This is a genomic window from Pedobacter sp. W3I1 (genome assembly GCF_030816015.1).
GTDB lineage: Bacteria > Bacteroidota > Bacteroidia > Sphingobacteriales > Sphingobacteriaceae > Pedobacter.
In genome coordinates, this window is record NZ_JAUSXN010000001.1 from 5,214,503 (window position 1) to 5,237,392 (window position 22,890).

At 38.5% G+C, this 22,890-nt stretch carries 24 protein-coding genes; 8 read left to right on the plus strand and 16 right to left on the minus strand.

Annotated elements, in window-relative coordinates:
• The first annotated feature begins 5 nt into the window (after positions 1-5).
• Entirely contained in the window at positions 6-989 is a 984-nt protein-coding gene (locus QF042_RS21385; RefSeq protein WP_307532127.1) for an acyl transferase, read from the plus strand.
• Positions 990-992: 3 nt separating this feature from the next.
• On the opposite strand, the gene QF042_RS21390 is transcribed toward QF042_RS21385, so the two are convergent.
• Genes QF042_RS21390 through QF042_RS21425 form a run of 8 tightly spaced genes read right to left on the minus strand, consistent with a single transcriptional unit; the run spans position 993 to position 5,182 of the window.
• Positions 993-1,430, minus strand: a complete 438-nt coding sequence (locus QF042_RS21390) for a Fur family transcriptional regulator (RefSeq protein ID WP_307532128.1) — start codon at positions 1,428-1,430, stop codon at positions 993-995.
• A 20-nt stretch (positions 1,431-1,450) separates the two neighbouring features.
• On the minus strand, positions 1,451-1,900 hold the full coding sequence (locus QF042_RS21395; protein ID WP_307532129.1) for a hypothetical protein: 450 nt from the start codon (positions 1,898-1,900) through the stop codon (positions 1,451-1,453).
• Positions 1,897-2,331 carry a hypothetical protein gene (locus QF042_RS21400; protein WP_307532130.1) on the minus strand — a complete coding sequence of 145 codons (435 nt, stop codon included), beginning with the start codon at positions 2,329-2,331 and terminating at the stop codon, positions 1,897-1,899. The genes QF042_RS21395 and QF042_RS21400 overlap by 4 nt, the downstream gene beginning before the upstream one ends.
• On the minus strand, positions 2,331-2,768 hold the full coding sequence (locus tag QF042_RS21405) for a hypothetical protein (protein WP_307532131.1): 438 nt from the start codon (positions 2,766-2,768) through the stop codon (positions 2,331-2,333). Before QF042_RS21405 ends, QF042_RS21400 begins: the two co-directional genes overlap by 1 nt.
• A 19-nt stretch (positions 2,769-2,787) precedes the next feature.
• Positions 2,788-4,002, minus strand: coding sequence for an FtsX-like permease family protein (locus tag QF042_RS21410; protein ID WP_307532132.1), 1,215 nt, complete (start codon positions 4,000-4,002; stop codon positions 2,788-2,790).
• The gene (locus tag QF042_RS21415) at positions 4,002-4,628 is read right to left on the minus strand and encodes an ABC transporter ATP-binding protein (protein ID WP_307532133.1); all 627 of its coding nucleotides are present in this window, start codon (positions 4,626-4,628) and stop codon (positions 4,002-4,004) included. Before QF042_RS21415 ends, QF042_RS21410 begins: the two co-directional genes overlap by 1 nt.
• A complete protein-coding gene (locus QF042_RS21420) occupies positions 4,621-4,779 on the minus strand; it encodes a hypothetical protein (protein ID WP_307532134.1) in 159 nt (52 codons plus the stop codon). The genes QF042_RS21415 and QF042_RS21420 overlap by 8 nt, the downstream gene beginning before the upstream one ends.
• 13 nt (positions 4,780-4,792) lie before the next feature.
• Positions 4,793-5,182, minus strand: a complete 390-nt coding sequence (locus QF042_RS21425) for a MerC domain-containing protein (protein WP_307532135.1) — start codon at positions 5,180-5,182, stop codon at positions 4,793-4,795.
• 86 nt (positions 5,183-5,268) lie between these two features.
• Between QF042_RS21425 and QF042_RS21430 the strand changes: the two genes are divergently transcribed.
• Together QF042_RS21430 and QF042_RS21435 are read left to right on the plus strand one after the other, a co-directional pair.
• The gene (locus QF042_RS21430; RefSeq protein ID WP_307532136.1) at positions 5,269-6,471 is read left to right on the plus strand and encodes a GTP-binding protein; all 1,203 of its coding nucleotides are present in this window, start codon (positions 5,269-5,271) and stop codon (positions 6,469-6,471) included.
• A gap of 841 nt (positions 6,472-7,312) precedes the next feature.
• Positions 7,313-8,104 (plus strand): Fic family protein, encoded by a 792-nt coding sequence (locus tag QF042_RS21435; protein WP_307532137.1) that lies wholly within the window; start codon positions 7,313-7,315, stop codon positions 8,102-8,104.
• A 125-nt stretch (positions 8,105-8,229) separates the two neighbouring features.
• Here QF042_RS21435 and tyrS read toward each other — a convergent pair whose 3' ends face one another.
• Complete coding sequence (tyrS, locus tag QF042_RS21440) at positions 8,230-9,516, minus strand: tyrosine--tRNA ligase (RefSeq protein WP_307532138.1); 1,287 nt, start codon at positions 9,514-9,516, stop codon at positions 8,230-8,232.
• Positions 9,517-9,566: 50 nt separating this feature from the next.
• Positions 9,567-10,868: a patatin-like phospholipase family protein gene (locus QF042_RS21445; RefSeq protein WP_307532139.1), complete on the minus strand. Its 1,302-nt coding sequence runs from the start codon at positions 10,866-10,868 to the stop codon at positions 9,567-9,569.
• A 119-nt stretch (positions 10,869-10,987) separates the two neighbouring features.
• Between QF042_RS21445 and QF042_RS21450 the strand changes: the two genes are divergently transcribed.
• The 5 genes from QF042_RS21450 (at position 10,988) to QF042_RS21470 (ending at position 15,723) form a co-directional block, all read left to right on the plus strand.
• Positions 10,988-11,665: a hypothetical protein gene (locus QF042_RS21450; protein ID WP_307532140.1), complete on the plus strand. Its 678-nt coding sequence runs from the start codon at positions 10,988-10,990 to the stop codon at positions 11,663-11,665.
• 241 nt (positions 11,666-11,906) lie between these two features.
• Positions 11,907-13,919: an NAD-dependent DNA ligase LigA gene (gene ligA / locus QF042_RS21455; RefSeq protein WP_307532141.1), complete on the plus strand. Its 2,013-nt coding sequence runs from the start codon at positions 11,907-11,909 to the stop codon at positions 13,917-13,919.
• 88 nt (positions 13,920-14,007) lie between these two features.
• Positions 14,008-14,895, plus strand: coding sequence for a 4-hydroxy-tetrahydrodipicolinate synthase (gene dapA, locus QF042_RS21460; protein ID WP_307532142.1), 888 nt, complete (start codon positions 14,008-14,010; stop codon positions 14,893-14,895).
• A gap of 221 nt (positions 14,896-15,116) precedes the next feature.
• The gene (locus tag QF042_RS21465) at positions 15,117-15,260 is read left to right on the plus strand and encodes a hypothetical protein (RefSeq protein ID WP_307532143.1); all 144 of its coding nucleotides are present in this window, start codon (positions 15,117-15,119) and stop codon (positions 15,258-15,260) included.
• Between the two features lie 187 nt (positions 15,261-15,447).
• Positions 15,448-15,723: a hypothetical protein gene (locus QF042_RS21470; RefSeq protein WP_307532144.1), complete on the plus strand. Its 276-nt coding sequence runs from the start codon at positions 15,448-15,450 to the stop codon at positions 15,721-15,723.
• Between the two features lie 246 nt (positions 15,724-15,969).
• Here the strand turns inward: QF042_RS21470 and QF042_RS21475 are convergent, their stop codons facing one another.
• The 6 genes from QF042_RS21475 to ftsA form a co-directional block, all read right to left on the minus strand.
• Positions 15,970-16,452, minus strand: a complete 483-nt coding sequence (locus tag QF042_RS21475) for a GNAT family N-acetyltransferase (RefSeq protein ID WP_307532145.1) — start codon at positions 16,450-16,452, stop codon at positions 15,970-15,972.
• Between the two features lie 186 nt (positions 16,453-16,638).
• Entirely contained in the window at positions 16,639-17,610 is a 972-nt protein-coding gene (locus QF042_RS21480) for a helix-turn-helix domain-containing protein (RefSeq protein WP_307532146.1), read from the minus strand.
• A gap of 308 nt (positions 17,611-17,918) precedes the next feature.
• On the minus strand, positions 17,919-18,095 hold the full coding sequence (locus QF042_RS21485; RefSeq protein WP_055915195.1) for a hypothetical protein: 177 nt from the start codon (positions 18,093-18,095) through the stop codon (positions 17,919-17,921).
• Between the two features lie 261 nt (positions 18,096-18,356).
• The gene (locus QF042_RS21490; RefSeq protein WP_307532147.1) at positions 18,357-19,598 is read right to left on the minus strand and encodes an aminotransferase class I/II-fold pyridoxal phosphate-dependent enzyme; all 1,242 of its coding nucleotides are present in this window, start codon (positions 19,596-19,598) and stop codon (positions 18,357-18,359) included.
• A 166-nt stretch (positions 19,599-19,764) separates the two neighbouring features.
• Positions 19,765-21,396 (minus strand): cell division protein FtsZ, encoded by a 1,632-nt coding sequence (gene ftsZ, locus QF042_RS21495; RefSeq protein WP_307533321.1) that lies wholly within the window; start codon positions 21,394-21,396, stop codon positions 19,765-19,767.
• Positions 21,397-21,526: 130 nt separating this feature from the next.
• Positions 21,527-22,885: a cell division protein FtsA gene (gene ftsA / locus QF042_RS21500; RefSeq protein ID WP_086545007.1), complete on the minus strand. Its 1,359-nt coding sequence runs from the start codon at positions 22,883-22,885 to the stop codon at positions 21,527-21,529.
• Positions 22,886-22,890: the final 5 nt, after the last annotated feature.

Here is a 22,890-nt window from a genome sequence, read left to right on the forward strand (position 1 = left end):
GCCCTGTGAATTTAACCGCTAACGATATATTTTCTGTAAAAAGTACCGATACGTTTAACGCGCTTGCCTTAAGCATTTTTAAGTTACAGGCCCAAAACTGCAATGTTTACCGTGAATATATCTTTCACTTAGGTGTTGATGCGGATGAGGTAAATGAAATTGCACAAATTCCCTTCTTACCGATCAGTTTTTTTAAAAGCCATAGTATTCTGAGTAGTACCAATCCTGTCGAAATTACTTTTAGCAGTTCTGGTACTACAGGTATGGTGCAGAGCAGCCATCATGTAACTGATGTTAAATTGTATGAGCGGAGCTATCTACAGGCTTTCGCTCAATTTTACGGAGACATTACCGAATATTGCTTTTTGGCCTTGCTTCCGTCCTATCAGCAGCGATCTGGTTCATCGTTGATTTATATGGTTAACGATCTGATCGAAAAAAGCAGACATCCACAAAGTGGTTACTTTTTATACAACCATGATGAGCTGCTGAAAACCCTTCTATATCTTAAATCAAAAAAACAGAAAACTGTTTTAATCGGTGTTACTTATGCCCTGCTTGATTTTATAGAACAGTTTGATATCGATTTCCCCGAGCTGATTGTAATGGAAACCGGAGGAATGAAAGGAAAACGCAAAGAAATGGTACGCGAAGAGCTACATGAACAGTTAACCAAAGGATTTGGCGTAAAAGCAATCCATAGTGAATATGGAATGACCGAGTTACTTTCTCAGGCTTATTCTTTAGGTGAGGGCATTTTTAACTGCCCCAGCTGGATGCAGGTTTTAATCCGCGATACGAATGATCCTTTAAGTTTAATTGAAAATGGCAGAACTGGGGGCATTAATGTAATCGACCTGGCCAATCTTAATTCGTGCTCATTTATTGCCACACAGGATCTGGGCAGGATTAATCCCGATCAAAGTTTTGAAGTATTGGGCAGATTTGACAACGCCGATATAAGAGGCTGTAACCTTTTGGTGCAATAAACGTTAATTTACCTTATCCGAGCAGCCCGCGCATAAACCAGTAGCAATCAAATTAAGATGCGCTACTTTAAAGCCTGCCGGAACTTTTAATGCCGGAATTTTAACGGTATCCAAACAGTAAATTTTATGACAGTTATCACAGTTAAAATGCACATGCTCATCATGATGCTCGTGTGCACTGCAACCGTCAGAACAAATGGCATAATTGGCCGTACCCTGTTGATCTAAAACCTTATGGATAATCCCTTTTTCTTCAAAAGCCTGCAAAACACGGTACAAGGTAACACGGTCTGCATCCTTGCCCATCACCTGCTCTAAATAAGGCTGAGATGTTGCAGAATCTCTTCCACTCAAAATCTCCAGCACCTGTAAACGCGGGGCAGTTCTTTTTAGTCCGTTTTTAACCAAAAGTTTTTCGAAACGCGCTGTATTATTTTCCATAGCAATACAAAAATAAGCAATTAATTAATCAGTTTGGCATTTTTGATGGTTATTGGTGGCGCATAACTAGCATCCTTTTGCTCCAGTTTCAAAATCCCTTTCACACGGATAGGCTTTTCGCTATAGGGAACTGCACTTTCCATTTCAACCATAATCATTACCGGAATACCATTTTGCCCGCAAAAATAACATTGGTTAATGGGCAGGGTGGCCAAAAGAAATTTCTGCTGTTTCTGCCCACTTTTTATCGGGATCAGGTAGCCTGTCAAGTCAAACTCCCTTTTCTCAAAACGTCTGATCGATTCTGTAAACAGGGGCAAAAGTTCGTTCTTTTCAGTGAGTTCAAATTTCACCGAGCCAATTACATCCCAGTTTAAAGATCGCAACTGATCTTTTGGGTTGTGTTTTTGCGTTTGTGCAGCAGCTGTACATACCGAAAATAGCATGAAAATAAAATATAAATGTCTCATCGTTTTACAGCGTCTAAAAGAAAAAAAGTAGACCGGCTATCGCCAGAATCGTTAATAATAAATTTCCCTTGAAGGCTAATGGGCTCCTCTGTCCAGTTAATGGGTTTTAAAGTCTTCACTTCTATCATCGAAGGGATATCGCCCATACCACAATACGGGCAGGAGGCAATCGGCACAATAGAAAACATAAACTCGCTGAAACTGTTGCCAACTTTAGTGGGGATAATATAGCCCGGGAGTTCGATAACCTTGTTGTTTATTGCCTTTAATGCAGCTGGAAAAACGGCCTGCCAAACGAGGGGTTTTACCTGCTTATCATATTTTAAGCCGATCAGGTTCCAGGTGGGCGTGCGCATATCGGTATGTACATTTACCTGCGCAGCAACCGTAAACGAGATCAATATCAATAAAACCGTTATATATTTTTTCATCATAACTGTTTTGCGTTTAAAAGAAAAAACTCACTTCTATCATCACCCGAATCGTTAATAATGAATATCCCTTTCAGTTTGATTGGTTTTTCTGTGATGGGGATGGCCGTTAACATTTTCACCTGCACCATTGACGGAATATCACCCGAGCCACAGTACGGACAGGAGGCAATGGGGACAATAGAGAGCATAAATTCGCTAAATTTCGACCCTACCTTTGTGGGAATGATGTAACCGGACAGCTCGATAACCTTATTGTGTAATGCCTTTAGTGCCGGCGGAAAAACACTTCCCCATTTCTTTGGCGCAATTTCGGCATCGTACCTCAAACCGATCAGGTTCCAGGTAGGCGTGCGCAGGTCGGTATGTACCCTAACCTGCGCCGCTACTACATGGATAACTAAACATGAAACAACCAATAAAATCAATTTCTTCATCGCCTCAACCTCAATAAACTTATCTGTCTTTGGTTAAAGTTTCGGCAATATCAACTTTATAAATCTGCATAGCAGGAATGAGAGACGCCAAAGCACCGATAAACAGCCCGATCCAGATTAAATAGATTTCCTGTGGAACTACGGTAAGCCCTGTTAACTTTGCCTGTGAAGATTCTTGATAGGCCCCGATTACCTCAAGTGCCACATGTCCAATCAATAAACCTAACAAGGCGCCGATAAACGTAACCAGAACTCCTTCAAACATGACCAGGAAAAACAGTTTCGATTTTGATGCGCCCAGGCAACGCATAATTGCCAGATCGTATTTCCGTTCTTTCATCGCATTATAAAGGCTGATAAAAATACTCAGAGCAGCAATCCCCATAATAAATATGGCAAACCATTGTAGCGTATCAATCCCAACGCCGATCAGCGAAAATAGCCTTGCACTTTCCATCGCCGGAGAGGCGGCCTGCATGTTTGTACTTTGGTTAACCATCCGCGGAAACAGAATAACCGACATGGGCGATTTGTACTGGATCAGCAAGGAAGTAATCTGTTGATCATTAATTTCTTTGGCTGCTTCTTCGGAAACATGGCTATGATTTTCATTATGCTTTTCTTCGTGCATTTTATATACACTTCCAATATTGGTGAGGATCAGATTATCGGTGATATTTCCCTGTGGTTTTAAGATTCCTTTTACCAGGTAAGCATGTTGTTTATGAATATCTCCATTGCCCGTTAAGCCATGTGCGCCGAAAAAAGAATCACCAATCTTGAGTCCCGAGGTTAATGCAACGGTACTGCCAAGCGTTACTTCTAAATCTTTATGCCAAAAACTGCCTTTTTGGATAGATAAGCCATAAAGATTAGTGAAAGTGCTATCCGTGCCAACAATCCGGTAACCGTTATAATTATCGCCCAATGCCAATGGAACAGCCCGCTTAACCATAGGATTCCGCATTAATTTGTAAGCATCTTTTGCAGGGATATTTCCAGTTGGGTAATCGATGTGGTAAATGCTGCTCAATATCAACTGCAACGGACTTCCTTTTGCTCCCACAACCAGATCAATATCTCTGGCATTTTTTTCCAGTTTATTTCCAATCTGGTTAGCAGCCAGGAAAAGAATAGACAGGATGCCTACACCGAAGGCCACTAAAATAATATTCAAAACTGTTGTTAGCTTATTCCTGATGAGGTTTTTGCTACTGATTTTAAAAATATTCATTAGAGTAGATAGGTTTTAGTAATATATTCCTGCACCCTCCTATCATGTGTGGCAATAATCAGTGCAGCACCATTATCTTTGGCCTGGGTAGTGAGCAGCTGAATTACCTGATTGGCATTTTCATCATCTAAGCTCGACGTAGGCTCGTCTGCAATCAACAGATCAGGTTTGTTTACCAATGCACGAGCCACCGAAACCCTTTGCAACTGCCCCTCACTTAATTGGTCAGGATAATTTTTAGCCAGTCCGGCAATACCCAGATCGTGTAAAAGTGACAGATTCCGTTCATGATCTACAGGTAACCCAGCCATTACCGCCGCAAGCGCTAAGTTATCGATCACATCAAGTGAACGAATAAGATGTGGCCTTTGAAAAATGATACCGATATGCCGTCCCCTAAACCTATCGCGCCCTCTTGCAGTCAAAGTATATAAATCAGTTCCGTTAATTAAAACTTCACCCTGGCTTGGTTCCAAAAGACCAGAAATAATGTTGAGTAGTGTACTCTTTCCGCTGCCAGATGCGCCTAGTAAAAGCCATTGTTCCATATCGGCGATCTCCCAGTACGGAAATTTCAGCCTCCTACCTTTCTCATAAACATGTGCTAATGAGCCGATCTTAATCATGATACACCATCTTTTGCACTTTTTTAACGACCAGATTTTTGATAGCATAACGCCTGTAAAGTTCTACTCCGTCATTTGTACCATGCTTACAGGCAGGGCTTAACATCGTCATAAACAATAATGCAGGGATAAATAAGATTTTATAGTTCATTGATAATTGATTATTAATGACCCAATGGGCAAGACTTAAGCATTCGTAAATTGACATAGTGGGCTGCAGCAATGGTAAATCCACCAATTGGGATCAAGACTGGCTCTAAGGATTCAATGCCCGAAAAATGCCCAAATGCAATACAGGTAAAGCCGGCAATCAATATCAGAATTGGCATAATACGGCGATGTTGTTTGCGGTATGCGGAATTTAAACTCCAGATACCAATAATCAATGAAACTGCAATCATTGTAATTTCAACCGCTTCATTGGCCAGGAAACCCATTCCCCACATGGGTAAAACGGTAATTAAAAATGGCAATGCAGCGCAGTGTATAGCACAAAGCGTTGAGGCCGTAATGCCTATCCGATCGAGGTTGATTTTGTAGCTCCGTAGTTTCATTAAAATAAATTTAGTCCACAAATATAAAAGCAATTTAGTTGCATTTGAAATAATCACACCTATATTTGCAACATAATTGCATTAAAATGATAAAGAAATTACCAGTTACCGTGTTAAGCGGTTTTTTAGGCAGTGGTAAAACCACACTGCTCAATGCCATATTAAGGAATAAACAAGATTTAAAAGTGGCTGTGATTGTAAACGATATGAGTGAGGTAAATATTGATGCTGCTATGGTTAAAAGTCAGCATACCTTATCTAAAACCGAAGAAAAACTGGTGGAAATGAGCAATGGCTGTATCTGCTGTACCCTGCGGGAAGACTTGATGATTGAAGTGGAGAAATTGGCAAAAGAAGATCGGTTCGATTACCTGCTGATTGAAAGTACCGGAATATCTGAACCTATCCCGGTAGCGCAAACATTTTCTTTTGTTGATGAAGCCTCGGGCATTGACCTGAGTAGGTTTAGCCAATTAGATACCATGGTAACCGTTGTAGATGCCTATAATTTTTACAAGGATTTCGGCTCAGCAGAAAAATTGGCCGATCGCAATATGGTTGATGATACTACTGATAAACGAACTATTGTAAACCTACTTACCGACCAGATCGAATTTGCCAATGTAATTTTATTGAACAAAACAGACCTGGTAAGCGATATCGATCTTAAAGTACTAAAGGCGTTAATTGCAAAACTGAACCCAACAGCTAAAATTTATCAGACACTTTTTGGGGAAATAGATCCAGCCTTGATTTTAAACACTGGACTATTTGATTTTGAATCAGCATCTGAAGGAGCCGGATGGAAAAAGGAACTCGAAGAAATCCATCAGCCCGAAACTGAAGAATATGGGATAAGTTCTACTGTATTCCGTTCTAAAAGGCCTTTTCACCCTGAGAGATTATGGCATTACATCAATAAGGAATTTCCACAGAACATTATCCGATCAAAAGGTATATTCTATCTTGCTGCCATACCCGAGCAGGCCATTAATTTCTCGCAGGCAGGTGGCTCTTTACGCATCGATCTGGCCGGGCTATGGTGGGCGAGTATGCCCCAGGAGGAACGTGAACAATACCCCGATTACCTGGAAAACAGAACTGAAATTGATGCAAATTGGGATAATGATTTTGGAGACCGTAAAAATGAGCTTGTTTTTATTGGACAAGAAATAAACAGTGATAAGTTAAAAAAATCACTCGAATACTGTCTGTTAACTGATACAGAAGTAAAAAATTACAAAACAAAAAACAGCTTTAAGAACCCTTTTGAGCATATTTTGTCTTAAAATGAAATAATAGTCGATGAAATGAACAAAATGGTAGTTTTTCTCTGATATTCTTAGGTTTTTTTTTACGTAAATTTGATTTGCCCAACCAAACTCATGCTTATTATGGAACCTTCAGAAGAATTAACTTTAGTTAAAACCCGCTTATCATGCCCAAAGTGTAAAAACTTCGAAACCTATAGGGTACCAAGGGGCTTTATCTTTAAAACGCTTATGCCGTGGATTTCAGTTAGGAGATACAAATGTTATAAGTGCTTTAATAAGTTTTACGTATTTAATTAAGATCTATAAGTTAGCACCTCATTTAAGCCACGCTAGTGGCTTTTTTTGTTTTAAGTTGCAGCTGCACTAAAAGTAATCTGTATTCTGCGGACTGGAAGGCTAACTACCGCAATGCTGGTTTATCGTTATAACCGGAAGAAAGATGAAAAGGATAGGTTACCAGATCAGGAGTAAATTTACAAACACAGGTCTAATGAAGGATCCTATCATTAGGATACTAAAAAAATCTTTTTGAAAGAAAGTAAATCATGTCCTTTATAGAAAAAAGTCAGCAAATATTTCTTAATTTTGATGGTACGGGATAATCTTAAAATAAAGAAATGCCAAGTCTGAATGTAATATCAAAGCGGTTGAAGCAACTATCTGAAATCTCAGATAAAAAGGAAATAATTTTTCTGGATGATATCCATAAGGAATTCCGACAGGATCTCCAGCAATTTATTTTTGGAGAAACATTAGTCATCAAAGATGGAAAACCCGTAATTGGAAAAAATCTTTACAAAAACTGGCTTTTTAAGATCAAAACAAAGGGTTTTGATTATGATATTAAGTTTCTTTAATGGATATTTCAGCAAAATTAAAAAAGATTGATCGCCTAAAAAAAAAACTTGATGCCTTTAGTATTGGTAAAGATTGGGACGATAACTTTATCGAAAAGATCAAGATCGATTTCACTTACAACTCAAATAAGATTGAAGGTAATGCACTAACTTACGGGCAGACCATACAATTATTAAAAGAATTTGTAGCTCCCAAAAATACGTCCACAGGCGATTGTCTGGATATCTTAAATCATCAACAAGTACTGGATGAGGTTTTTGGGCAATACCAAGCAACCGAAATTACAGAAGCAAATATTAAACGCCTCCATAAGGTATTGATGCAAAGTCCCGATCAATGGTCCGATTCCATCCACTATGACCCAGGGAAGTACAAAATCCTAGAGAATGTAACCACACGCTCATCTGGTAAAATCCATTATTACATACAGCCTAATGATGTACCCGCAGCTATCTCAGAGTTAATTAAAAAGACGAATCATCGTTTATCAGCATTAGTATTAAATGCGACTGATGACCATATCTTAAAAATTGTAACAGAATTTCATTTTCAATTCTTAAACACTATCCATCCTTTTGGTGATGGAAATGGAAGAATCGCAAGGATCATTATGAACATCATCCTACTTAAATCTAAATACCCACCAATATTCATAAAATCGATAAATAAGTTGGATTATATGAACAGTTTTGAAGCGGAAGAGAATAGCCCAGGATCAATGATTAGCTTTATGGCCGACCGGTTGATCGAAAGCCTCAAAGTCAAAGAAAAATTTTTAAAAGATAGTTAGCTTTATTTTATCTACAGAGTACAATAGTTTCACGCTATCTCCTGTTGTGTATATTAACTTTTGTATTTTAAATTCGAGCCCAATGAATAAATCTTTTATATTTAATTTCATTGGGCTCAAAAATATTATTCAGCGATTAACAGGAAGTAGTTTTTCTTTCCTTTCTGTACCACAATAAATTTATCGTTAATCAGATGGTTTGCGTTAAAAATCTGACCCATTTCAGCTACCTTTTCCTTATTTACTGAAACACCACCACCTTGAATGGTTTTCTTAGCCTCTCCTTTTGATGGAAAAATAGCCGATTTTTCTGACAAAAGGGTTGCCGCGTCAATTCCCGCACCAAGTTCTTCAATTAGGATTTTGTATTGTGGTATACCGTCAAATATATCTAATACTTCTTTATCAGATAGTCCTCTTAAAAACTCCAGTGATCCGTTTCCGAACAAGAATTCTGAAGTTTTAATGGCCGTTTCTAAAGCTTCTATTGAGTGGGTTTTTATGGTGATATCTTCGGCCAAAGATTTTTGAAGGATACGCAAATGTGGCGCGGCATCATGTTCCTTTTCTAAAGCTTCTATTTCTGCCTTATTTTTAAGCGTAAAAATGCGGATCCATTTTTTTACATCATCATCTGATGCATTTAACCAAAACTGATAGAATTTATATGGAGAAGTTTTCTCTGGGTCAAGCCAAACTGCACCACTTTCGGTTTTACCGAATTTGGTTCCATCTGCCTTCTTAATCAATTGTGTGGTAATGGCATAGGCTGTACCTGCGTCTTTTCTTCTGATCAGCTCCGTCCCCGTAACAATATTGCCCCATTGATCAGATCCACCCATCTGCACCAAACAGTTTTCGTTTTTCCATAAATGATAGAAATCGTAGCCCTGAATCAATTGGTAACAGAACTCAGTAAAAGACAGGCCAGAATCACCTTCCAAACGTCTTTTAACACTATCCTTTGCCATCATGTAGTTTACGGTAATGTGTTTACCTACATCCCTGATAAAGGTGAAAAGGTTCATATCCTTAAACCAATCGGCATTGTTAACCATTACTGCACCATTTCCGCCCTCTTCAAATTTTAAGAATTTGGCTAATTGGCTTTTCATTCCTTTTAGGTTGTGCTCAATCATTTCAGGTGTCTGAAGATTACGTTCATCAGATTTTCCCGATGGATCGCCTACCATACCGGTGGCACCACCAACCAAAGCAAACGGCTTGTGACCAGCATTTTGAAAATGAATCAGTGTCATGATCTGTGTTAAGTGACCAACATGCAACGAATCTGCAGTAGGGTCGAAACCGATATAACCAGAAGTCATACCCTCGTTTAACTTTTCCTCCGTATTCGGCATAATATCATGCAGCATGCCACGCCATCTTAACTCTTCAACAAAATTCGTCATTGTACAAACACTTTAATAATGTGCGTGCAAAGATAAAATTTTAGCTTAGTTTAAAGCAAATTACTTGGTTTTGTAAACCAGTTCTTAAAATCGGCCTTTGCTGCCTCAAAATCTGCATGACCAATAAGACAGTCTAAACTCGAACTACTTCGAATGGACTGATTGGGAACACCCTCAGCATTTAACCAATTATTACATAGTTTTTTGATCAATAGAACTTCGTCCTCTTCTACCGCATCCATATCCATTGTGTTGAGCTTCGTGTATTCATCTTTATTTATCCCTGTCGGCAGATCCCAATACCTGCCAGTGGCATCATCAACCAACAGCGGCCTCAATGCCGGGTTCATGCGGATAAAATCTACCGGTTTGGCTGGCATGGCAGGATTGAGGATCATGTAGGCCACAAAAGCAGCAGTATCGGGTGGATCGTTTAAAATACTCGTTCCCATTTTCTGAATATCCCTGATCAGACCGGGCGCTTCTTGTTTGGCTTTTAGCTCATCGTATTTTACCGGAATTTCCTCATCATATTGCAGTTGCGAAACGGTTCCCGTACCAATAGAAAGTACCTGTACATTCTCGATCTCATACTGCGCTCTGTTGCAAATGGCTTCGGTAACGGCAACCAAAACAGGATTATTATTGCCAGTAACACCTCCATCCCAATAATATTTCGGCTTATTATTTACCATAAAAGTAGCTGGCTCATTAAAATAGTTAACCGGCGCAGTACTGGAAGCATGGATGGCATCAACCAAACTCACCATACAATCAGATGGTGTTGCTGCCTGTGGACGTAAGTTTTTAAGTTTCCGTTCAATAACCGAAGTTGCGGCCATACTGTCGCAATCAGACCTGAACAGCTCGGCCCTATTTCGATAATAATCATAACCGATAATCAGAAACTGGGTTTTAATTTTACCGTTTACAGCAATGTGTGCTGGAATATCCATCATATCGATTTGCGCAATACCGGGCAAAATTTCCTTTAAAGCGATGTGTTTTCGCTTGGTCGCATATTTGGCACCGATCTTAAATATCCTGGCCACACTTGCCAGTAAACTTTTTTCGAAAAAATTCAGTCTTGAAAAAACCCTGTTCCGCAGTTTTTCATCATCAAATATTTTTTCTATTTCAGAAAGTTTCAGGTTTTCGGCCATAGCTGCCGCAACTAAACTACCTCCGCTATTGGCCGATACCAGATCAAATTCGGCTAAAACCTCGTGTCCGGTGGGATCTGGATTATTAAAAGTTTCGGCAAACAGTTTACGTAAACATTTCACCTGGATAAGCGCCCAGGAACCACCACCATCAAGCGATAGTATTCTGTAAGTTTTAGCATTAGGCATGATGCATTGATTTTAGAACAATTAAAGCTATACATAATTACCATTCAAAACAATATAGGTTTACAGTCAATATTTCGAATTCGGGTTTTACAACATGCAAGAAAACATTACCTTGCAAGATGAACTTTTTATCCCATTATTATTTCGACCGGACAAATAATGATGCCAACGTGGTAATGGGAACAGTTTTGCCCGATCTGGTTAAAAATGCTGCAAAAGAGGCAAATTTATACCCCCAGAAAAACGAATTTCTATTTAAAGGAAACCCTGATGAGGAAAACCTGCTTATGGGCTGGAAAAGACATTTAGCTGTTGACTTGCTTTTTCATTCCTCTAATTTCTTCCTCGAGAAAACCACCGAACTTAAGCAGCTCATTAAACCTGTTGTAGAAAATACTGCGGTTCGCCCGTCATTCCTTGCACATATTGGCTTAGAACTTTTATTGGATCATTTATTGGTAGAGCACAATCTGGTTCAGGTGGGCCATTTTTACGATAAACTCGAAGCGGTAAAAAAAGAATCGTTAAGCGATTTTCTGGAACACTGCAGACTAAAAGATCCTGAAGTATTTTTTGAATTTTTAGCGCAATTCATTAGCAGTAAATACCTGCTGAGTTACCAAAAACTCGAAAATATCAGTTATGCCCTAAACAGGATCTGTATGCGTTTATGGCCTGAAACGTTAAGTGAAAAACAACTTCAGGCGCTTACGTTTCAGTTAGCACTCTTTAAAACTGCTTTAGAAAAAGACTATATGGATATTTTTAGGGAAATTGAAGGGAAAATAGACTTGTAAGAGAAATCGTCATCTCCTGAAACGCAGTGAAATGGAGAGATCTAAAAAAGCCGTCATTGCGCGGAGGAACGACGGAGCAATCTTACAACTATCGTTATAACCCATGGTAGGAGATTGCTTCGTCGGCTGAAAAAGCCTTCTCGCAATGACGATTTCTCGCAATGTCATAAAAAAGATTAAACAGAGCAGTTTTTTGTTTTCCACACTATAAAACCCTTTCATCCTTTTTTTATATTTGTGCATGTCGCTAACTGCAATAAAAGAAGAAATGGATGCCCTGGTGGCCGAATTAAACCAGCACAATTATAACTATTATGTGTTGGCTATGCCTACCATTGGCGATTATGAGTTTGATAAAAAATTAAAGCGCCTTGCCGAGCTCGAAAAAGCAAATCCTGATTTTGCCGATCCGAATTCGCCTACACAGCGTGTTGGTGGCGATATCACCAAAAATTTTATTACGGTAAAACATAAATACCCCATGTTATCGTTGGGGAATACCTATAATGAACAAGATCTCCGCGATTTTGATGAACGCATCCGTAAAGCAATTGGCGATAATTTCCAATATGTATGTGAGTTAAAATTTGATGGCCTGTCTATCAGTCTTACTTACGAAAATGGCAAACTTTTACGTGCGGTTACCCGTGGTGATGGCACCAAGGGTGATGATGTGACCAATAATGTAAAAACTATTCATACCATCCCACACCAAATTAAATCGACTGTTGCACCTGAACATTTCGAAATCCGTGGGGAGATTTTTATGCACAAGGCTGCTTTTTTACGCTTAAATGCTGCCCGTGAAGAATTGGGTGAAATCCCTTACGCAAATCCCCGTAACTTTGCATCGGGCACCATAAAAATGCAAGACAGCAAGGAAGTAGCAAAACGGCCTTTAGATGGTTTTATTTATTTCTTATACACGGATAGAAATGAATTCAAAACCCATTGGGAAAGTTTAAATGCAGTAAAAGACTGGGGCTTTCATGTTTGCGAACACAATAAACTGGTGACGAACATTGATGCGGTGCTTGATTTTATCCATCACTGGGAAAACGAACGTTTTAAATTAAGTTACGATATTGATGGCATTGTAATTAAGGTAAATAGTTTTGCGCAACAACAAGAATTGGGTTTCACTTCCAAATCTCCACGTTGGGCCATATCATACAAATACAAAGCTGCCGAAGTTGAAACTGTTTTAGAAAAAGTAACCTATCAGGTAGGCAGAACCGGAGCAGTTACGCCAGTTGCAAATTTGAAACCTGTTTTATTGGCTGGAACCACCGTTAAACGCGCTACCCTACACAACGCAAACGAGATAGATCGTTTAGATTTACATGAAGGCGATACTGTTTATGTTGAAAAAGGTGGTGAGATTATCCCCAAAATCATCAAGGTAAATCTCGAGAAACGCTTACCGGGATCCATCAAAGTGCACTATCTTCATCATTGCCCGGAGTGTGGAACTGAATTGATCAGAAAAGAAGGTGAAGCGGTACACTACTGCCTTAATGATGAAGGCTGCCCGCCACAGATTGTTGGAAAAATCCAGCATTTTATTTCACGCAAGGCCATGAATATTGACGGGCTTGGTGATGAAACCATCGAAACCTTTTACAAACATGGCCTGGTAAGGCACATCAGCGATTTATATACGCTATACGAAAAATCTGATCAGTTAAAAACCTTAGACCGTTTCGGAGAGCGTTCGATAGAAAACATGCTTGCCGGGATTGAAAAATCGAAAGAGATGCCTTTTGAGAAAGTACTTTTCGGACTGGGTATCCGCTACGTTGGCGAAACCGTTGCGAAAAAAACTGCTGCCGGGATGAAGAATATCGACAACCTTTGTAAAGCTACGGTAGAGGAATTAATCGCAATTGATGAAATTGGGCAGCGCATTGCAGAAAGTATTGTTGAGTATTTTGGAAAATCTGAGCATTTAAAACAGATAGAATTATTAAAATCTGCAGGATTACAGTTTGAAATTGAAGAAAAGATAATTACGCTTGATAGTGATAGACTTATTGGAAAAACATTCGTAATTTCGGGCGTTTTTGAAAACTTTAGTCGCGATGAGCTAAAAGATATGATTGAGGCCAATGGAGGAAAGATGCTGAGCGGTATTTCGGGCAAATTGAATTACCTGGTTGCAGGCGACAATATGGGCCCGTCCAAACTCGAAAAAGCAAGTAAGCTAAACGTTCCGATCATCAGCGATGCCGAGCTTTTAGAGATGATAAAATAAAATGAGAGAGTGATTGAATTAGTGAATGATAGAATGTACAAGGCATTCATTCAATCTCTCATTCAAAATTCAATAATTATAAATTAAAATGAACAAATTTCAGGGTACTGGTGTAGCATTGGTTACGCCTTTCAACACAGATGGATCAGTTGATTATAACGGCTTAAAAAACCTGATTAATCATTTGGTAGACGGAGGGATAGATTACCTCGTTTCTTTAGGTACAACCGGCGAAACCGCTACAATGACCAAGGACGAGAAGAAGAAGGTGTGGGCCTATACTGCTGAAATTAACAACAACAGATTACCTTTAGTTGCCGGCATAGGTGGCAATAACACATTAGCAGTTGCTGAAGATATTAAATCTCTCGATACTGCTGGTTATAGCGCAATTTTATCAGTTAGTCCTTATTACAACAAACCGACTCAGGAAGGAATTTATCAGCACTATAAGTATTTAGCTGAAATTTCTCCTCTAGATTTAATTTTATACAACGTACCAGGTCGTACAGGAAGCAATATGAGTCCGGAGACTACCTGCAAACTGGCTCATGATTTTAAAAATATCATCGCTACCAAAGAAGCTTCAGGTAGTTTTGACCAGTTTAACCAGATTATGAGAGATAAACCTGCAGATTTTCTTTTAATCTCTGGTGATGACCCTGTTACTTTGCCAATGATCGCTTTAGGTGCTGCAGGTATTATTTCAGTAATTGGAAACGCTCTACCTAAACAACTTTCTGACATGGTGAATCTTTGTTTAGCTGGGGATTATAAAGCGGCGTTGCCTGCTCATTTAGGCTTAATAGAATTCACTCGCTTAGCTTTTGCAGAAGGTAATCCGGCTGGAATAAAAGCAGCATTAAAACATTTAGGTGTTTGTGGCGATACAGTAAGATTACCATTGGTTAAAGCTTCTTTATCTTTAGAAAAATCAATTATAGCAGAAATAGAAAAGCTAAGTGAGGTAGTATAAATCACCATCCACATTAAATTCAGAACAGATTGTTTGATTTTGCTAAAAAGCAAATGAGGACAATCTGTTTTTTTGTGTGTAAATAAAAAATTACGTAAATAAATTAACTGACAATCAATACCTTAAAAACAATCCTCAAAACTTCAACTCATTACAAGTTTTAAGAATATTAAAGGCATCATTATTGAATTGGCTTCGATACACACAAATAAACACACACAATGAAAAATGTATTATGTATTGCCATGTTGGCCGTAATGGTCAGCGGCTGCGCCCTACGCGCTAAGCCGAACAGTGAATCATCCAATATCCATGTTGGAATGAACGAAAATGATTTTAAGGATTCTCATCCCGGGCCACTTTAGTTTACCTCGCCAATGATTCGACAATCTATGAAATTTATAAAGGTTCGGGAGAAAGATCAACGTTTTCTGATTTCTATTATTTTGCACAAAAAAAACTATACAAATTTGAGCAAAAAACACATTACTTCAATAACACAACTGTGAAAGTAGAAGAATCAAAAGCTAATCAAAGATAGGGGAGATAAACATGAAAAATATAATTTTAATTGCTTTAGCATTAACAATGCTGAGCTGTAGAGCCATGTATGGCTTTGAACCTACTTTTACAATGGGGATGTCGGAATCCGACTTTAAACAGAAAAATAGGCCTGAACTGGTTTCTGCTACCGATGATGGTACCAGAATCTACAGAACCTATTACGCACGAACGAATTACAAATTTTTCTTCTTTCAAAAAGAAAAACTTGTCCGATTTGAAAAAGGAACATATCCAGATGACTACCAGCTCATTAGATATCAATAAAATTAAAAAGACCTTTGAAATAATTCAAAGGTCTTTCTTTAATAATATTAACCTGAGTTCGATTATTAAATCTCACTTTGTGACGTTTTAATCAAGTTTTCTGTTAAGACGGTCGTCACCCTGAATTTATTTCAGGGTCTTTCACGCTAAAAAGATGCTGAAATAAATTCAGCAGGACGATAAAGCTGGATTAGGTGTATATAAGATAAGATTTTCAGCTAATAATTATCGAACTCAGATTATTAGTTAAGCAATCAATTTATTTCTTCTTTCCATCAGCAGGTTATCCTGCCAAACGCCTTTGGCCTTTCCTATTTTTTCTCTGTATCCTACTACCCTGAATCCGGCTTTTTCATGGATTTTTAATAAGGCTGAATTTTGCAAAAATATTCCCGCCTGAAGCATCCAAACACCTTTATTTTCGCTTTCCTTAACTAAGGCATCTAACAATAAAGAACCTAATCCCTGGCCTTTGAGGCCATGTTTAACATACACTTCTATCTCGCCTACTCTACCAATATCATAATTTGCCGATACTGGTAAAAGAGCGCTCCAGCCTATAATTTCTTTATCTTTGCAGGCCACAAACCTACAAGCTTTAAGGTGTGATGAATCCCAGTCTATCCATGAAATATCAGGGGTTCTAAAACTCGCAGTACCAGTATCGATCCCTTCCTGATAAATGGCACTAACCTCCCCCCAGTCTGCTGCACGCATTATTCTTATCATAGTTTTAATCAATTTTGGCCAATAGCAGCCTATGAAATCTATTAGTTTATGTTTGTTGCACGAAATTAGCCAAACATGCACCTTACAGCGCATAATACAGAAGCAAGTTTGTCCTGTATTATAAATCAACACAACTATACAATAAAAAGTACCGCAAGAGTGCCTTTCTGTAACAGGAACGTTAGGCTAACGTTTTTCTTGATTTAAGGTTTTCGAATATTCCACAGGACTCATTCCTACCAGTTTTTTAAAGGAGTTATAAAAGGCACTCCGGGAAGAAAAACCTGCACTATAAGCCAATGCTTCCAGGGTGAAATTTTGCATAATCTCCGGGTTGCGAATACTGTCCTTAATCCAGTTTACCCGATACTGATTAATATAATCGATAAAGCTTTTATTGAAATAGCTGTTTAATACAACAGAAAGTTCATGACTGCTCAGGCCTATCTTTTGAGCCAGAGAATGGAGTCTGATATCTTTTTGCCTGAATAATTGATGTTTATTTACGTAGAGCTCCAATTTCCGCCCATGTTCTTCCAGGTCTCTGCTTCGCTCCTCAGGTTTTGAAAAATTTTTCTTGATGGATAAAAGTGTAGAAGCCTTAACATTCAACAAAGAAGCTACCAGCGCTAAAGGGAGGCGGTCTAAATAACCAGGATTAGTTTTAGCAAAATACAAATACCTTTCCTTTGCATTCCCCACACGGATAATATGCGCCCTTTGCTGCGCATCTTTATAATATTTCTCCAAAACAACCCTAAAGATATAATTGAGCTCGAAGTGATGTGCAAAAAGACGATTGAGTTCATCATTGTGTATGGCCAACAGGTCTGTATCCTCAACAGCTACCACATATTCCTGCGAATAACCCGATCCATGAAGGCCGGATATCGAACTTACAAAATCATTTTCAACTGAGATATAGGTGGTTATGTTTTGTTTATTATGAGTGCTGCAGCCCATTACGGCTCCTTTAACAATGAAATAGATGTATCCGCATACTTCGTTCTCATTAAACAGTATTTGGCCTTTTTTAATACTTAGCTTTAAGAGATGTTTCTCAAATTCTTCTTTCAATTTAATATCTACAGGATGTATTCTACTCAGCACATTCAGCACATACCCTACATCTTTATTTTCTGCTTTATAGTATTGCAAATGTTTTGACACCTTATATTGTTAATCATGTTATCACTTCATACCAAAGATTGGTGCACCTAAGCATTTTACTTACTTTGCCTTAACACAAAGTTTCCAATATATCGTAAATCAAAATTTCTGCTTAATGTCTATAATCTAAAAGACACTTACCGCAAAAAAGAAAGCTAAGAAACTTATGCAATGAAAGATAATTTGTCTTATATATTTTACAGTAAAGATGACATTTAGTGGTAAATAAGAAAACATAGTGTACAAAAAAGCCCCAGAAAATATTCTGAGGCCCTTCTTAATAATATTTTGGTCGCTTAAGCTTTATTTTTGGTTTCCTGAACTTCTAAACGGATGGCCTGGGCTAGGTTTTTCAAATCCTGCATACCTTTACGTATACGGGTCCCGGCTGCGCTGTTGCCTTTGTTATAAAATTTGTCTGCATCAGCTTCTAAAGCTGTCACTAAACTTTTTACTTCTTCGAATTTTTTCATCTTTAATTACTCCTATGGTTCTTTAAGGTTTTAGTTTTTAATTATCTACTCTAATTTAAAGGGTTTGATGAAATAAAAAAACTTTTAGAACAATAAAAAATAGCCTTCTACGCCGTTTTTTTCCACATTCTATGCATTTATAAACATATAATTATAAAAAAAATTACACCAAATAACTGAAATACAGATTTTTACAAAAATAAAAACTACAAAAAAGCCCTTAAAATGCGTTTTAAGGGCTTTGTAAAATTTTCATTGATCTTAAACGGTAGCGAAAAGATTCTCTTTATAATATCCGTTTTCCAATTTTTCAGCAACTTCGCTAAAAGCATCCAGCGTACGTTGTACATCTTCCAGTGTGTGAACAGCTGTAGGAATTAAACGGAGTTCGATCATACCTTTTGGAATTACCGGATAAACTACGATTGAGCAAAAGATGCTGTAATTCTCGCGTAAATCGTAAGTAATTGCCGTGGCATCAGAAAGTTCACCTTTTAAGAAAACCGGAGTAACTACTGAATCGGTAACACCTAAATCGAATCCGCGCTCGCGTAATCCTTTTTGCAGGGTCATTGCAATTTCCCAAAGTTTATCTTTTAACTCAGGCTGGCTTTTCAGCAATTCTAAGCGTTTTAACAAACCGATTACCATTGGCATAGGTAATGCTTTAGCAAAAGTCTGAGAACGCATGTTATACCTTAAGAAATTGGTGATTTGCTCTGTTGAAGCAACAAAAGCACCAATACCTGCCATTGATTTGGCAAAGGTTCCGAAATAAACATCGATTCCATCGATACAATCCTGAGCTTCGTGTGTACCAGCACCCGTTTTACCCATGGTACCAAAACCATGTGCATCATCAACCAGGATACGGAAGTTGAAATCTTTTTTAAGATTAACAATTTCTTTTAATTTTCCTTGCGCACCACTCATTCCGAAAACACCTTCAGTAATTAAAAGGATACCGCCACCAGTTTCTTCAACCAGTTTGGTAGCACGCTCTAATTGCTTACGGGCACTTTCTATATCATTGTGTTTGTAAACAAAACGTTTACCCATGTGCAAACGTAATCCATCTACAATACAGGCATGAGATTCGGCATCATACACCACTACATCGTTTCTATCAACTAAAGTATCGATAATGGATACCATGCCTTGATAACCGTAGTTTAATAAAAATGCATCAGGTTTACCTACAAATTCGGCCAGTTCTTGCTCCAATTGTTCATGATAGCTCGAGTTACCACTCATCATACGGGCACCCATCGGGTAAGCCATACCGAACCGTGCAGCAGCTTCTTCATCTGCTTTTCTAACTTCCGGGTGATTGGCTAAACCTAAGTAGTTGTTTAAACTCCAAACCAAATGCTCTTTTCCACGAAACTGCATGTGAGGTGCAATTTCTCCCTCTAATTTTGGAAATGAGAAATACCCATGAGACCATTTCTGGTGTTGGCCAAGTGGCCCCATGTGCTTTGCTATCTTATCAAATATATCCAATGTAATATGTGTTTTTTATAATAAAATTTTGCGAATTTAAGCTTTATTCGGCTTAAAATCAACCAAATGATCTTTTAGGTGTTAATTAAGATTTTTTAACACGCTAATTTTATGCCAAAAAAGCCCCGGTTTTACATCGGGGCTTTAAAATTATATTTGGTTTGATTTAATCAACGTTGTCGTGCAAGAAAGAATTGTTCGGTCTGATCTCAGTCCCACCGTCTTGATCGTTGCTTAAAGTAAACCTGCTTACCTGCGATTCAGAAGAATGCTGAACTTGCTGTAACTGCATTTGCTTGCGTTTATAGGCAGGTTCGTTTTCCAGTTCCTGTAAACCATTGGTTGTACGCAATTTCATGCTTAAATCTTTTAAACGTAAAATACGCTCTTTTGATTTTTTCAATTGCTCTTCCATCGATTCATCACTTTTGTCATCGTCTAAACCTACAACCGGCTTTTCGATTTCTGGTTCAGGCTGTGGCATAGGAACTGCCTGGGCTACTGGCGTTTCGAATACAAAATTAGTTTCAGCTAATTTAACTTCGAACTCAAATCCGGTTTCCTTTGCTTCTTCTACCTGAGGCTCTTCTTCCATTAAAGTATGGCGAACCACATTATTTTCTGGCTCCTGAACTTTTTGAGGTTCCGATTTATTAAACATACCACCAAAAAGATCTGCCTGCGAAACTTCTTCCTTCGATTTTAAAACAGGCTCATAAGATGGCGTTGTTTTAGGCTGAATGAAAGAGTTTACTGGTTCAACGGGACGAACTAGCGGTGCTTCTTCTGGTGTTAATAATGATATCTTCTTTTTATTTTTTTCTTCGTTTACACGTTCCTCTGATGTTTGGAAACCTGTTGCAATAATGGTTACCGAAAGTTTATCGCTTAAAGATTCGTCAGTACAGTTACCCCAGATCAGATCAGCTGATAAACCGGCTTTTTCCTGAATGTAATCGGTAATGATCGAAACCTCATCCATGGTTACTTCACGCAAACCAGAGCTGATGTTCAATAAAATATAACGGGCACCTTCAATTTCATTATCTTTTAACAACGGAGAAGCCAAAGCGCCTTCAACGGCCTGTAATGCACGGTCTTCACCCTCAGCGGCAAAACTACCCATAATGGCTACGCCACTATCTTTCATTACGGTACGCACATCCTTAAAATCCACGTTGATATAACCCGGAACGGTAATGATTTCTGCGATACCTTTTGCAGCTGTTGTTAAAATATCATCGGCCTGACCAAAAGCAGAACCTAAGGTTAAGTTTCCGAAGATTTCTCGCAGGCGATCGTTAGAGATAACCAGGTAAGAATCTACATATTTCTTCAACTCTTCCATTCCCTCGTCGGCCTGCAGTCTACGTCTTTTTCCTTCGAAAGAAAATGGTGTAGTAATGATGGCCACAGTTAAAATATCAAGTTCTTTAGCTGCTTTCGCAATGATTGGAGAAGCGCCTGTTCCGGTACCACCACCCATTCCTGCTGTAATAAAAAGCATTTTGGTTGTACTACCTAACATTGCCTTAATATCATCTATATTTTCTATAGCTGAGTTTTTACCAACCTCAGGGATAGAACCAGCTCCCATTCCTTCGGTTAAGCTAGCCCCTAATTGTACCTTGTTAGGTATAGGACTAGATTCCAAAGCCTGGGCATCTGTATTACAAATAATAAAATCCACACCAGTAATACCAGACAGGTACATATGGTTCACTGCGTTGCCGCCACCGCCTCCAACACCAATTACCTTGATGATTGAAGACTTATCTTTTAACATTTCGAACTGCATATCTTTATGAATCAGTTGTTTAAAAATTTTTAAATTCTGTTCATTACTCAATGTAATATTAACACTTTTTCAACAGACGTTTTCCACAACTGTTAATAATGTGGAAAACTCATCTTTTGTGGAAAAATAATTAACTTTTTAAGTAATCTTCATCGCTTACATTCATGTCGTCCTGAATGAAAGTTCTTGTTTTTGCCAGTAATTTATCGAACAAACCTGGTCCGCGTTTCTCTTTTTCTTTTGCTGTTTTTGGTTTTTCTACAAAAACACCAGGCTGTTTCATTTCTTCAATTAATTCTTCTGCTTTCTGGATTCCTTTGATCAGTAAACCTACACTGGTTGCATACATCGGGCTTTTCAGGTCATCATAAATGGCTTTAGGCATATCTTCATACTTAGATAAGTGCTCGTTCGGGTAACCAATACGGCAATCTAAACCGGTTACATATTCAACCGCCTGAGATAAGTGTTTTAATAAAGCACCGCCACCTGTAATTACAATACCACCGATCAGTTTTTTCTCGTATCCGGAAGATTTGATTTCGTAATACACGTGTTCAATAATCTCTTCCATACGGGCCTGAATGACGTAAGCCAGGTTTTTAACCGAAATTTCTTTTGGTTCACGGCCACGTAAGCCCGGAACACAGATAATTTCGTTTTCCTTATTTTCCTCAGCTAATGCCGAACCAAAACGTGTTTTTAACAACTCAGCCTGGTTACGCATTACAGAGCAGCCCTCTCTAATATCTTCAGTAACACTATTGCCACCAAAAGGGATAACTGCCGTGTGACGGATAATACCTTCGTGGAAAATGGCAATATCTGTAGTACCACCACCAATATCAACCAATGCAATACCAGCTTCTTTTTCTTCCTCGCTCAACACCGATTCAGAAGAAGCCAATGGCTCAAGAATTAAATCCTGAGTTTGCAGGCCTGCATTGTTTACACATTTGATAATGTTTTTCACAGCCGTAACCTGTCCGGAGATGATATGGAAGTTAGCTTCAAGGCGAACCCCTGCCATACCGATCGGATCTTTGATTCCCGGCTCGTTATCGATGGTAAATTCTTGTGGCAATACATGAATGATTTCCTCACCCGGTGGCATTACCAGTTTAAACATATCATCAATTAACTTATCGATATCTTTTTTACCGATTTCGTTGTTTAATTCTCTTCTTGTTAAAATTCCTCTGTGCTGTAAGCTCTTAATGTGCTGACCAGCAATACCCACATTTACCACCTGTATCTCTACATTGGATTGTCCGCTTGCTACTTCAACTGCTTGAGCAATACCCTGTACGGTTTTTTGAATGTTAGAAACCACTCCACGTGTCACTCCCGCCGATTCTGCCTTGCCTATTCCTAAGATTTCTATCTTACCGTGTTGTGTTCTACGACCAACGATAACACAAATTTTTGTAGTACCGATATCCAATCCTACTACGATGGGCGACTGACTGGTAAATTTTGCCTTGTCCATATTCG